Here is a 12,845-nt window from a genome sequence, read left to right as displayed (position 1 = left end):
GTTACAGAACGCAACCAACGACAGCTACTCAGCGTACTCGGCTGAACACGAAATCTGCTAGGCCGCGTAGAGCCGGATTGACCACCTGGCAGGACTGCGAGACGCTGGATGTGCTCTATCTCCTGCATACATTCGACTGCAAAAGAACTTTCACGCTGCTGACGAAGGAATTTAACGTTATTTACAGTATCGATGGCGTCAGGGGCTTCACAGGCGTTCCTCCCGTAGACATCAATTCGAATGGCGTGCCGGACGCTATAGATACCTTCGTCGGCGAGCTGTCAAAGGCCTGGACCGCTTACAAGTCCTGGGGTTACGATATCCCGGGAAGCTACGTCAGCGTGTACTTCGGCTTTGACGAGAACGATAACCCGGGATTGACTTTGCCCTTCGGCGATCACATCTTCGATCAGCTTGAGGGATCGGTAATCATCCTTCCTTCGGCCCCGGCGAGCGACAGGTACAGATATCTTGCCTATCATGAGCTCTTCCATGTGATGCAATATTACTTCATCCCGAAGCTCAACCTCATCACGGACCTGCCTTCGGTCAACTGGTGGATGGAGGCGACGGCCGAATGGGCTACGCACCGCATGTACAATCAGACCGACCCGTCCGCTTCCGGATGGGATATCTACAGCAGTGCAAGCGACATTTTTCTTAGCGAACCGCAAAGGGCGCTCAACTCCAGCACCTGGCCCTGGGAGGCGCACAAGCGGCAGTACGGCGCCTTTATTCTTGCTCAATACTTGACAGAGCAAACTGATTCGAATTTCGTGCTGCACTCCTGGGAGTCGATGGGGCTGACCCAGCTTCCAATGGAAGTGATAAAGGATGTCATTGAAGGCTACAACCTCGAGGTGCGAAATGTTTTGACCGGCTTCTGGGCCGCAAATTATCGACTGGCTGTTGATGCGCTGGATCTAAGTAGATTTTTAGGTATATCGGTGGGGTACCGTGATCCGCATGCATCGACTCTCTGGCCAGTTAAACTGGCGGGTAACCGTCCCGCACGGGCTGTCGAGCAGACCTTACTCCAAGGGGGATCGGCTAACGGGTCGATACGGGTCTCTGCGGGAGGCGCATCCTATCTAGAGTTTACCGGATCGTCGACTGATCAAAGTATGCTGACCCTGCAAGTCCAGGAGCAAGATCCGCATCTTCGCCCTATGCTGGACTATCTGCTCGTGAGTTGGCCTGTCAGTTCCAGTCGACCGTCGGGTACGCCATCCCGGTGGAGTCGGCTAGCAGGCGACGGAGAGATCAGCGTGATGCTGGATCCCGGTGAGATGGGGACACTGATCGTGATCCGGAGCGATCTGATCGGAGGATCCGGTGCGGCCGATGATTCGTCGGTCCGAATCGACTGGAACGCATCGATGGTAGATGGCGGCACCCGGCCCAACAGCGCCCTAAACAACCTGTGGTCCACTCAGGAGGCCGCTGCCGGCTGTGCTGATTGGAGCGGTGGAGACGGGGTCCAGTCGACCCTATTGCCAGGCGGCAAGCGGGCCTGGTTCTTTTCCGACACGTTCCTCGGTGATCCGAGCAAGCGCTCACCCGGTACCGAGGTCAGCTACATCCGGAACTCGATCGTGCTCCAGGGCGGCTCCAGTCTACGCACGATCACGGGCGGCAGCACGTGCGGGGAAAACGACTCGGGCAAAGACTTTTGGGACCGGTACGCGAAGACACCAGTAGGCGAGGGAGGGCAGTACTGGACCGGAGATGCCAAGGTCAGTATCGCTAACGGCACATCAGACGTGGTGAAGTTCTACTACGAGGGAATAGGAGACGAGAACACGCGCGCGGCCTACGTCCGGTTCCCACAGACCGATCTGACGACGCGGACAACGATGAGCGTCTCGCCGACGAAACTGCAGGACTGCTCCGCCAGGCCGCCCTACCCGATCATCTGGGGAGCCTCCCTCCTGGACCATGAGGGCATGACCTACATCTACGGCTGGGAGGCGGACGGGACGAGCGCGGAAAAACCTCTGTACCTCGCGCGTACGGCCAGCACCGTGGACCCTGCCGATCAGAGCCAATGGCGGTATTTTTCCGGTACGGCGGCCGACGGGTCTGCCCAGTGGACCTCCTCATGTGCCGCGTCCAAGCCCCTGCAATCCAAATCCGAAGTCGACTTCAGCGTGATCCATCTCAACGGCCGATTCTGGTTGGTGCATCACACGCCCGCGTCCGAGGCACCAGGAAAGATCGTCGCTGTTCCCGCCACGACCGCCTGGGGATTCGGCTCGGACCAAGTGGACCTCTTCACTCCTCCGGAGACGAAGACGAACCCCAACCACTCCAGCGTGTACGGGGCTCGCGTGCATGCGGACGTCAACTCGGACAAGGGAAGGATCGTCATCTCGTATACGGTAAGTACAAGCGCGATAAATCTGACCTGCTGGACTCGTGGATACTATTTCCCCGACAACTACCAGCCACGATTCATCGACGTGCCCACGACCGCCTTCTTCTCAGCGAAGACATGACGCCGGGATGGGAGATGGGTGAACGTGCAAGGGCGTAACGAAGGTAGGCGTGCCAGGGTGGGGGCCGCGGCCCTGGTATCCCTCGTCCTGGTCGGATGCCAGCCGTACGCTCGAGAGCTGTTCATCGTGACGAACGAGACTGAAGAGACAGTCGTAGTGAGCTGGAGCGACGGGCGCGTCTACGCGACCCTTCATCCCGGGGAGAGCGCAGAACAGATGCCTCCGGCGGAGCGCTGCCTTACGACCCCGCTACCCGCTGACCGGTTTTATGCCAAGGCGGAGAGCGGTAAGCGATACGACTACGGGCGCCCTCCTTGCGCCGGGGAGAGGTGGCGTATAGGTGCCACGGCCAGTCCGCGTGTCTCGCCGTCCTGACAGGGGTCCGCCGCCATCGGGTTCGGCATCCGACGCAGCCGTGGAGCACCTGCGCCAACCACGACAGAGTCGGGCAATTCAACGGGGTGTGATGGCTTGATTACGGTTTGGCCGCGATGCTTCGACATCCCTGAGGTCTGGTGTCCCGTTCTGTAGCCTGATCTCGCGAACGAATGTGGAGGCGGCACATGCTTGGGAAGACCATCGTCAGGCTGATCGTGGCGCTGACGCTGCTCTCGCCGGTTCTGGCTCTGGCCGGTCCGGTCACCGGGACCACCCAGGGAATCTCCTGGATCTAGGGTGTCGGACGGATCGTCTTCGTCGACATACCCAACCCGCGCCCGTGGCCCCGGTGGCTGATCGTCTCTGAGCAGACCGCGGGGTCGCGGGCTCCTCTCTCATCCGAGGTGGCCGCATTGCGGGAACTGCCGTGGCCTGCCAGGGTCTACTTCGCCGCGCTGATCGGGATCGCCGGGTTCCTGATCGCGCGGAGTGTCTATGTGCCCGGGAACAGCTACACGCCCGGGAATATCGCCGACCTCGACTGGGCCACGGTCCTCGTGCTGGCCCTGCTCTTCCTGCTCTGTGAATCCGTGCCGACCCTGCTCAACGTGCCCCACGTGGCGGTGTCGGTGAGCTACTCGGCCGCGCTGGCGGCCGTCGTGCTGGTAGGCCCGGAAGGTGCGGCGCTGGTCGGCCTGATGGCCCTGGTCAACGTACGCCCCGGGCTGTCGCTGGTGAAACGCCTGTTCAACGGAGCGCAGTACGCCATCTGCGGTTACGCGGCCGGTTGGGCCTTCGAATCGGCGGGGGGCGTTCCCGGTCTGCCCAGGACCGCGGACTTCCCCGGCATCCTCGTGCCGTACGGCGCGGCGACCGGCGTCTTCGTACTGATCAACTTTCTGCTGACCGCGGGCATCCTGCAACTCGCCTCCGAGGTCGGCAGGAACCAGGTGCCGCTGCGCGCGACCGTCCAGTTCCTCGGATCGTACGTCGGCTACGCCGTCTTCGGCCTGCTGATCGCCGCTCTGTGGGCCACGGTGCAGTCGATCTCGACGGTGCTCGTGCTGCTGCCGCTGTTCGTCGCACGCTGGGCGCTGGGGCACTACCACGCCGAGCAGCGCTCGTACGACGCGACCATCGCGGCGCTGTGTCAGGCGGTGGAGACCAAGGACTACTACACCCGGGGTCACTGCACCCGGGTCTCGGCGGCGTCTTCCATGATCGCCGAGGAGCTCGGGATGGGCACCGAGCGACTACGGGCCATCCGCTATGCCGGGATGCTCCACGACGTGGGCAAACTGGGCGTGCCGACGAAGGTCCTGCAGAAGGAGGGCAAGCTCAGCGAGGAGGAGTTCGCCGCGATCCAGCTCCACCCGATGCGGGGCCTGGAGATCGTGCGTGGCATCGACTTCCTCGACGAGGCGTTCGCCGGGATCATGCATCACCACGAGAAATACGACGGGAAGGGTTACCCGATGGGCCTGGCCGGATCCGAGATCCCGGAGTTCGCCCGGATCATCGCGGTGGCCGACGCGTTCGACTCGATGACGTCCGACCGGTCCTACCGCAAGGCGAAGTCGGTCGAGGAGGCGATCGCCGAGTTGCGTAAGAACGCCGGGACCCAGTTCGACCCCGACATGGTCGGCACCTTCGTCAAGGCACTGGAACGGGACGGCTGGCAGCACGCGCAGTCCCTGCCCGAGCCGCCCGTCGGCGCGGCCGTCGAGACGACCGTCAAGGATCACGACGATCCCACCACCCCCATCCAGGTGGCGTCGGAGAGATGAGAGAGCGGCGGATGGCGGCGGGGCGGCCGCATGGTCCCGGCCCCGCCTGTTCTCGGGGCGGCGTACGTTCTCCGAACGGCGCGCAGATCCTCCTTATTTTCGCGGCCATGCTGCTGACCATGGCGGGGATCGCGCACACGGCGGCCGTCGGACTGGTGGACCCACGGGTGGCGATCGGCTTCGGCGCGTTGATCGCAGCCGGCGAGCTGGCCCGGCTGACGATGCCGGGCAACCGCGAGGTCGCCCCGATCTCCACCGCGGCCTCCCTCGGCTACGCCCTGCTGCTCGACGTCGGCGGGCGCCCGGTGGAGCACCCGGCCCTGCAGGTCGTCGCGGTGATGGCGGTAGGGATGATCGCGGGCGGGCTGCCGCACCTGGCGGTCGGCCGCCCGCCCAGGCTCGAAGCGATGGCCAGACGGCTGCTCGCCGGTTCGCTGCTGGCCTTCGCCTACCGGCCAATGGCCGGCTTCCTCCAGGAGATCGCGTCCCGCGACAACTGGTGGCCGGCGCTGGGCGTGATGGCCGCCCTCGGCACGGTCATGCTCGCCGCCGACGTGCTGATCGCGGCCATGTCGCGTGCCGCGCAGGTGCGGACCGCGTTCGGCGTCGCCGTGCGGGACGAGATCAGAATGGCGGCGCCGCTCGGCGCGGCGGTGGCCGCCTCCGGCATGCTGCTCGCCCTCGCCTCGCACAACATGGACCTGACCGCGCTGCCGGCCTTCGCCGCGCCGCTGCTGGTCACCCAGGTCGCCTTCCGCAAGTACGCGGGGATCCGGGCGACGTACCTCCAGACCGTGCGTGCGCTCAGCCGGGTCACCGAGGTCGGCGGATACGTCGAACCGGGGCATTCACGTCGAGTCAGCCGGCTGTCCCTGGCCATCGGGCGTGAGCTCGGCATGTCCGAGCCGCAGTTGCTGGAGCTGGAATACGCCGCGCTCATGCACGACATCGGACAACTCTCGCTGCGCGATCCGATCCCGGGCGGGGCGACGGTGCTGGCCGACCCCGCGCAGGCCGGGCGGATCGCCGAGCTCGGCGCCGAGGTGATCAGGAAGGCCGGGGTCCTCCACGGCGTCGCCGAGATCGTCCGGCGGCAGTGCGATCCCGTCGCCGACTCACCTCCGCCGGCCAGCCAGATCATCAGAGCGGCCAACGCCTACGACGACCTGGTCGGCGGCTCCGCCGACAGGGACCGGGCCGCCGCCGCGATCGAGCGGCTCCGCCTGGGCGTGGGCAGGGAGTACGACCCCGCCGTCGTGGAGGCGATGGCGCGGACGATCGACCGCCTGGATCCCGCCGCACGGTTGTAGCAACGGTTGTAGCAGATGTCCCAATGAGAGCCGCGGAACGCCGCGCCGAGGGCATGGTTGTTGTGGCGACCCTACAGTTTCGCCCGGCCGGTTCAGTTGGAATCAGGTGGGGGAGCGGAGGGCTAGATCATCATAGGGTTGACTGCGTGTTCGACTCAGTTCTTGTCGCCAATCGTGGCGAAATCGCTCGGCGGATCATCCGTACGGTCAAGGGCATGGGGCTGCGCGCGGTCGCGGTCCACTCGGAGGCGGACGCCGACCTGCCGTTCGTGAGCGAGGCCGACGACGCGGTTCTCCTGGGGCCGGCCGGCCCGGCGCAGAGCTACCTCGACGCGGGCAAGGTGATCGACGCCGCCCGGGCCACGGAGGCACAGGCGATCCATCCCGGTTATGGGTTCCTCGCGGAGAACGCGGCGTTCGCTCGTGCGGTCACCGATGCGGGTCTCGTCTGGATCGGTCCCGACCCCGATGCGATCGAGCGCATGGGCGACAAGATCAATGCCCGGAACCTGATGGAGAGCGCGGGCGTGCCGGTCGCGGCCGGCACCCGTGAGCCGGTGACGGACCAGGCGGAGGCCCTCGAAGCGGCGGCCCGGATCGGGTACCCGGTCATGGTGAAGGCGGCCGGTGGCGGCGGCGGCATCGGCATGGGCGTGGCGCGGGACGACGCATCCCTGGTCAAGGCGTTCGAGCAGGCGTCCCGTGCCGCGGCTCGGTTCGGCGACAATCCGGCGATCCTGCTTGAGCGATACATCGAGCGGGCCCGGCACGTCGAGGTGCAGATCCTGGGCCTGGCCGATGGCACAGTGGTGGCCCTGGGCGAGCGGGACTGCTCGGTCCAGCGGCGGCACCAGAAGGTCGCGGAGGAGAGCCCGTCGCCCGGCGTCAGCCCCGGGCTGCGTGAGCGCATGCTGGCCGCGGCCGTACGGGCGGGGGAGGCGGTCGGCTACCGCGGTGCCGGCACGGTGGAGTGCCTCGTGGACGCCGACGCGCAGGACTTCGTGTTCCTGGAGATGAACACCCGCCTCCAGGTGGAGCACCCGGTCACCGAGTTGGTCACCGGACTCGACCTGGTCGAGCTGCAGATTCGCATCGCGGCCGGCGAGGTGTTCCCGGTGGCGGCGGCTCCTCCGCGCGGGCACGCCATCGAGTTCCGGGTGTACGCCGAGGACCCCAAGCGGTTCTTCCCGGGGCCCGGGAAGATCGACGTGTGGGAGGAGCCGGCGGGCGAAGGCGTGCGCGTCGATTCCGGCTACGTAGCGGGCAACACGGTCACGCCGTTCTATGATCCGCTGATGGCCAAGCTCTGCGTTCACGGCGCGACGCGGGAGGAGGCACTGGCCCGGGGCCGTACGGCTGTCGCGGCCTTCCGGCTGGCGGGGCCGAAGCACAACCTGCCGTTCTGCGCCGAGTTGCTGGACCACCCCGAGTTCGTGAGCGGGGACTACGACACCGGGCTGGTCGCCCGGATGAGGCAAGCTTGATCCGCTGGATCGATGATGATGGGAGTTCCGGGTGGCAGAGGTGCACGCCGAGATGGTGGCGAACGTCTGGAAGATCGTTGTGAGTGAGGGTGACGCGGTCGAGGAGGGCGACACACTCGTCATCCTCGAGTCGATGAAGATGGAGATCCCGGTCCTCGCCGAGGACGCGGGCACGGTGGCACAGCTCAAGGTGGCCGAGGGCGACGTTGTCCAGGAGGGCGACCTGATCGCCGTCATCGAGTAGATCGCCGGGTTCCGTTCACCGAGCGGGCGTCACAGCCGGGCGAGGAACCTCTCGCGGTCGACGATGACCCGCTCGACTCGCCCTGTGGCGACAAGCGTTCCGTTCTTGTCGACGGCCTTGACCGAGAAGATCAGCCGCCTGCCGTCCACCTCGACCAGTTCCGCGCTGACCTCAACGTGCATGCCGACCGGGCTGGGCGCGCGGTGATCGAGCGCGACCTTCGTGCCCACGGTCGTCTGTCCCTGCTCAAGGTAGGGCTGGACGGCCTTGACCATGGCCCCCTCGGCGAACGACAGCAGTCGCGGGGTGCCGAGGACCGGGACGTCGCCGCTGCCGACCCTGATGGCGGTGTCCTCCCGCTCGACCATGATGAGGACTTCGGCGTGCAGACCTGGGGCAATTCTCATGCGCGCCAGCCTATTAGGACGCCGTCGCGCTCCGGACGCGGTTCGGTGCCCGACGAGCGGGGTGACATCATCAGCCTCTACTGTGATCATTGCGGTCGGCCGGCGGCTGAAGCCGATCATGCGGCCTGCCGGGCCGCGAGAACGATGGAGCTCCGCGCTTCTGCCCACACTGCCGTCGCCGCATGGTCGTCCAGGTGACCCCGGCAAGCCGGTCGGCCTGTTGCTCGAAGCACGGCGATGTGGGCGGGTAAACCGCTAGGATTTGAGTCTGACCCTGGAGTGGAAGCCCAACCAATTCTGGCTTCTGTGACCCTGTAGTTATCTTCTCGCGATGCGAAGCTGCTTTGTTGGACACTTCGGGGGCAGAGTGAATTAGGAGTGTTTGACAAATGCTGCCCGTCGCGAGGGTGGATCCAGACGGATACATCGCCGGCCGGAGGAGGAGTTCGTAGCGGAGCCTATGGGCGACCTCCCGGGCCCACGGAAGTTTCGAGCCTGCGAGGAAGTTTCGTGGATGGGGCTCCGGCACGGCGAGGCGCCATCTGGGCCGCGCTTGGCGGGGCACGATTTGTCGAATACGACGTAGGGGGTACGGGGCGCAGATGGTGGCCCAAGGCACGACCCTGGCTGGACGCTACCGGCTGGATGCCCGGCTCGGAGCCGGGGGCATGGGCGAGGTGTGGCGGGGAGAGGACACTGTACTCGCACGCACCGTCGCCGTAAAGGTGCTGCTTCCCGGGCGACTCAACGACCCCGGCTTCGCCGTACGCTTCCAGGGCGAGGCCAGGGCGATGGCGACCATCAATCACCCGGGCGTGGTCGACGTTTACGACTACGGCGTCGCCGAGGTCCCCGGCGACGGCCCGACCGCCTACCTGGTGATGCGCTTCGTCGACGGAGAGCCCCTCGACCGGCTGCTGACGCGGCTCGGCCGGATCGGCGCCGAACCCGCGATGGAGTTGATCGCGCAGGCCGCTGCGGCGCTCCAGGCGGTCCACGACAGCGGCATCGTGCACCGCGACATCAAGCCGGGCAACCTCCTGGTCCGCTCGGACGGCACGCTGGTGCTGACCGACTTCGGCATCGCCCGCGCCGACTCGGGCAGCCGTCTCACCGACGCGGGCATGGTCCTCGGCACCGCCGCGTACTGCGCTCCGGAGCAGGCGGAGGGGGCTCCCGTGACCCCCGCGGTGGACATCTACGCGCTGGGCGTGGTGGCCTACGAGTGTCTCGCAGGTCAGCGGCCCTTCGACGGCGACACGCCGGTGACGATCGCGCTCAAGCACATCCGCGAACAGCCGCCGCCTCTGCCGTCCGACGTGCCGCCCGCGGTGCGCGCCGTCGTCGAGCGCGCGATGTCCAAGGACCCGGCGCGCCGGTGGCCGTCCGCCGCCGCGATGAGCCAGGCGGCCCGCCAGTCCGCCCGCCCCACCGGTGCTGTACAGCCCGACCCCGGCTATGGACAGCCGGTCGCGGCAACGCCGTACGGGCATCCGGGCGCCGCGCCGATCGAGCAGTCGGCGGACGCGGCGATGATCGAGGCGGCGTTCCAGGAAACGGACTACCTGGGGGACGGGCAGACCTATCGGGTCACCAGGGAAACCTGGCACGACGGCGCCGCTGCGTCGCACCTGGCTCCCCTGTCCGCGACCACGCAGGCGGCGTCCGCCGCGGGGCGCCAGGAGGGGGCACAACCGGGATCCCGATCGTCTCGCCGGGCGCAGCTCAAGAAGGGGCGCAGGACGCGCACCGGGCCGATCGTGGCGGGCATGGCCGGGTGCGTGGTCGTGGTCGGCCTGGTCGCGGCGGGCGTCAACCTCGCCTCCGCCCGTTCCGGGGTGCCGGTGCCGTCCGCTGAGCCGTCCGTCACCGCCGAGGTCCCCTCGCCCTCGCCCAGTCGCACTCGCGTAAAGGGCAGGACCGTCTCACCGAGCCCGACGAGAGTGATTCCGCCTCCGACGAGGCGGCCGAGCCGGTCACCGAGTCCGTCACCCAAGCCCTCGCCGAGCCCGTCGCCGAGCCCGTCGCCCTCGCCCAGTCCGAGAGTGAAGATGGTCAAGGTGCCGGAGGTCAAGGGGTTGGACGAGAGCGCGGCCAGGGCCAAGCTGACCCAGCTCGGATTCGGAGTCAGCGTCAGCTACAAGGGCGATGGCGAATGCGAGGGCCAGGTGAGCCACCAGTCTCCGGCGGCGGGCACACCCAGGCCGGAGGGGTCCAACGTGATGGTCGCGATCGCCAGAAAGGCCTGCCCGTCCCAGTCGCCCCCACAGGCGTCGCCCAGCCCGTCGCCCAGCTCCAGTTCCTGACCCCCGGGCTCGAACGTGAACCCGGGGACAAGCCCCGGGCGTGATCTCGCAGTTCGCTGTGCAAGATCCATAAGGCTCGGGGATCAGACGCCGGTGGTGTTGCGGGGGTAGGCGATCTGCGGGTCGGTGGCGATGTTCACCAGGTACGGCACGCCGGAGTCGAACGCCCGGCGCAGCGCCGGTCCGATCTCGTCGGGCGAGGTCACCAGCTCGCCGCCGCCGCCGAGCGCCGTCACGACCTGGTCGTACCGGCACTGCGGCTGCAGCTCGGCCGCCACGTCGTAGCCGTACAGCAGCTGCATGGGGTGCTTCTCCAGCCCCCAGATGCCGTTGTTGCCGCAGATCATGACAACCGGCAGGCGGTGCCGTACCAGCGTGTCGACGTCCATCAGCGAGAAGCCGGCGGCGCCGTCGCCGAGCAGCAGCACGACCTGCGAGGACGGCCGGGCGAGCCGGGCGGCGATCGAATAGCCGAGCCCGGTGCCGAGGCAGCCGTACGGCCCCGGGTCGAGCCAGTTTCCGGGTCTGCGAGGCTCGACGTACTTCCCCGCGTAGGACACGAAGTCGCCGCCGTCTCCGATCACCACGGCGTCGTCGCCGAGCAGCTTGTTCAGCTCGCCGTAGATCCGCATCGGGTGGATCGGATCGGCGTCCGACTCCAGCAGCGGCGCGTCGGACGCGATCGCGGCGGCCGCGGTCTCGGCCAGCCGGTCCTTCCACGGCTCGTACGCCTTCGGATTCACCCCGGCGGTACGGCAGGCCGAGGCGAGCCCCCACAGGGTGACCGAGAGATCGCCCGCGGCCGACCCGGCCAGACCGATGTGGGTGGCGAGCTGGGACGGCGCGTCCACGATGTGGACGACCCGGGAGAGCGGCGCGCCGTCCTTGCCGCCGAACCAGCCGTAGCCGAGCCGGAAGTCCAGCGGTGTGCCGACCACGATGACCAGGTCGGCCTGTCCGAACGCGAGCCCCCGGGCGCGGGTGACCAGCAGGTCGTGGCCGGAGGGCAGGATGCCCCGGCCCTGGCCGTTGGGGATGACCGGCAGGCGCCACTCCTCGGCGAAGTCCCGGGCCGCCTCCTCGGCGCGGTCCATCCACACGTCCGAGCCGAGCACCAGCACCGGCCGCTCGGCCTCGGCGATCAGCCGGGCGATCCCGGCGAGCGCGTCGGTGTCGGGTTCGAGCGGCGACGGGGTCAGCGTCTGGGCATCGAAGTCGGCCGAGGGCGCGAACAGGTCGTCCATGTAGACGTCCAGGAACACCGGCCCGCGGTGCGGGGCCAGTGCCGTACGGAACGCCGTCTCGACGTCCTGCCCGATGGAGTCGGCGCCCGACCCGGTGAAGGCGAGCTTGGTGATCGGCTCGAACAGCGGGGGGTGATCCATCTCCTGCAGTGCGCCCGAGCCCCAGCGGGAGCGCGGCGCCCTGCCGCCGAGCACGACGAGCGGTGAGCCGTTGAAGTGGGCCGTCGCGACCCCGGAGACGCCGTTGGTGACGCCGGGGCCGGCGGTCAGCACCGCCAGGCCGGGACGTCGGGTCAGGCGCGCGGTCGCCTCGGCGGCGAAGACCGCGCTCTGCTCGTGGCGTACGTCCAGGATGCGCATGTCCCGGTGGACCGCGCCGTCGTACAGCGGGAACACGTGCCCGCCGGACAGCGTGAACATCGTGTCGACGCCGTACGCCTGGGAGACGGCGACCGCGATGTCGCCTGCGTGCTTGGGGGACTCCATGCGGGGAAACCTACCAGTCGGTCACTTAGCCGGAACAGAAGACTTCTTGGTCCCCGCGAACCTGCCCGCAATCGCGTGCCGTCACACCCGTCGTCGCCCGGCATCGGCGGCTCGGGACACCCGGTGGTTTACTTAACCCCCCGTCAGATCGAACGACGTGCCGCCTCGGCTGCTCCTCCACCCCCAAAGGAGACCCATGCCCGGCCTGACCTCCGTGCTCGTCCTCCCACCCGTGTTGCTCGCATTGATCGTCGCCGCTCCGGCGGCATCCTGCCCGCCCACCGCAGCCCCCACCGCAGCCCCCACAGTGGTCGCCACGGCGGTCCGGGACGGGGCGGAGAGCGGCGTCGATCTCACCGATCCGCGTAAGAAGGAGATCGCCATGCGGATCGTCTCCAGCGCGGAGAACTCGTCCCTCGACTGGAGAGCCCAGTACGGCTATATCGAGGACATCGACGACGATCGCGGCTACACCGCCGGCATCGTCGGATTCTGCTCGGGCACCGGCGACATGCTCGACCTGGTCGAGCTCTATACCAAGCGCAAGCCGCGCAACGTGCTGGCCGAATATCTCCCCGCGCTGCGCCGGGTGAACGGCTCGGACTCCCATTCCGGTCTCGGCTCGAAGTTCGTCAAGGCCTGGAAGAGGGCGGTCAAGGACCGGGTCTTCCAGCGGGCCCAGGAGGACGAGCGGGACCGTG

At 67.5% G+C, this 12,845-nt stretch carries 10 protein-coding genes; 8 read left to right on the top strand and 2 right to left on the bottom strand.

Going from position 1 to position 12,845, the window contains the following annotated elements; all coding sequences use genetic code 11:
- Window positions 1-77: 77 nt before the first annotated feature.
- The 5 genes from Mth01_RS28185 (at window position 78) to Mth01_RS28165 (ending at window position 7,701) form a co-directional block, all read left to right on the top strand.
- Window positions 78-2,498: a hypothetical protein gene (locus Mth01_RS28185; protein WP_204019001.1), complete on the top strand. Its 2,421-nt coding sequence runs from the start codon at window positions 78-80 to the stop codon at window positions 2,496-2,498.
- A 791-nt stretch (window positions 2,499-3,289) separates the two neighbouring features.
- Entirely contained in the window at window positions 3,290-4,663 is a 1,374-nt protein-coding gene (locus tag Mth01_RS28180; protein WP_204019000.1) for an HD-GYP domain-containing protein, read from the top strand.
- Window positions 4,664-4,770: 107 nt separating this feature from the next.
- Window positions 4,771-5,973: an HD-GYP domain-containing protein gene (locus Mth01_RS28175; RefSeq protein ID WP_308440857.1), complete on the top strand. Its 1,203-nt coding sequence runs from the start codon at window positions 4,771-4,773 to the stop codon at window positions 5,971-5,973.
- Window positions 5,974-6,119: 146 nt separating this feature from the next.
- Complete coding sequence (locus Mth01_RS28170) at window positions 6,120-7,457, top strand: acetyl-CoA carboxylase biotin carboxylase subunit (RefSeq protein WP_204018999.1); 1,338 nt, start codon at window positions 6,120-6,122, stop codon at window positions 7,455-7,457.
- Between the two features lie 31 nt (window positions 7,458-7,488).
- Window positions 7,489-7,701, top strand: coding sequence for a biotin/lipoyl-binding carrier protein (locus Mth01_RS28165; RefSeq protein ID WP_204018998.1), 213 nt, complete (start codon window positions 7,489-7,491; stop codon window positions 7,699-7,701).
- Between the two features lie 29 nt (window positions 7,702-7,730).
- Here the strand turns inward: Mth01_RS28165 and Mth01_RS28160 are convergent, their stop codons facing one another.
- On the bottom strand, window positions 7,731-8,108 hold the full coding sequence (locus Mth01_RS28160; protein WP_239090064.1) for a thioesterase family protein: 378 nt from the start codon (window positions 8,106-8,108) through the stop codon (window positions 7,731-7,733).
- 182 nt (window positions 8,109-8,290) lie between these two features.
- On the opposite strand from Mth01_RS28160, the gene Mth01_RS30550 reads away from it, so the two are divergent.
- Window positions 8,291-8,359 carry a hypothetical protein gene (locus Mth01_RS30550; RefSeq protein ID WP_456154386.1) on the top strand — a complete coding sequence of 23 codons (69 nt, stop codon included), beginning with the start codon at window positions 8,291-8,293 and terminating at the stop codon, window positions 8,357-8,359.
- A 351-nt stretch (window positions 8,360-8,710) separates the two neighbouring features.
- Window positions 8,711-10,414 carry a serine/threonine-protein kinase gene (locus Mth01_RS28155; RefSeq protein WP_204018997.1) on the top strand — a complete coding sequence of 568 codons (1,704 nt, stop codon included), beginning with the start codon at window positions 8,711-8,713 and terminating at the stop codon, window positions 10,412-10,414.
- Window positions 10,415-10,497: 83 nt separating this feature from the next.
- Here the strand turns inward: Mth01_RS28155 and Mth01_RS28150 are convergent, their stop codons facing one another.
- Window positions 10,498-12,144: an acetolactate synthase gene (locus tag Mth01_RS28150; RefSeq protein ID WP_204018996.1), complete on the bottom strand. Its 1,647-nt coding sequence runs from the start codon at window positions 12,142-12,144 to the stop codon at window positions 10,498-10,500.
- A gap of 196 nt (window positions 12,145-12,340) precedes the next feature.
- On the opposite strand from Mth01_RS28150, the gene Mth01_RS28145 reads away from it, so the two are divergent.
- Window positions 12,341-12,845, top strand: a 505-nt coding sequence (locus Mth01_RS28145; protein WP_204018995.1) for a chitosanase, incomplete at its 3' end; no start/stop codon positions are given.

It is taken from the genome of Sphaerimonospora thailandensis (assembly GCF_016863115.1).
In the GTDB taxonomy this organism is placed as follows: domain Bacteria; phylum Actinomycetota; class Actinomycetes; order Streptosporangiales; family Streptosporangiaceae; genus Sphaerimonospora; species Sphaerimonospora cavernae.
Note: the sequence above shows the minus strand (reverse complement) of the source record. Positions and strands in the feature narration are given on the sequence as shown.

Excerpts from the sequence above, each read along its gene's own strand:
- Mth01_RS28175 (WP_308440857.1), top strand. The coding sequence starts at position 4,771 with ATGCTGCTGACCATGGCGGGGATCGCGCACACGGCGGCCGTCGGACTG.
- Mth01_RS28155 (WP_204018997.1), top strand. The coding sequence starts at position 8,711 with ATGGTGGCCCAAGGCACGACCCTGGCTGGACGCTACCGGCTGGATGCC.
- Mth01_RS28150 (WP_204018996.1), bottom strand. The coding sequence starts at position 12,144 with ATGGAGTCCCCCAAGCACGCAGGCGACATCGCGGTCGCCGTCTCCCAG.
- Mth01_RS28160 (WP_239090064.1), bottom strand. The coding sequence starts at position 8,108 with ATGAGAATTGCCCCAGGTCTGCACGCCGAAGTCCTCATCATGGTCGAG.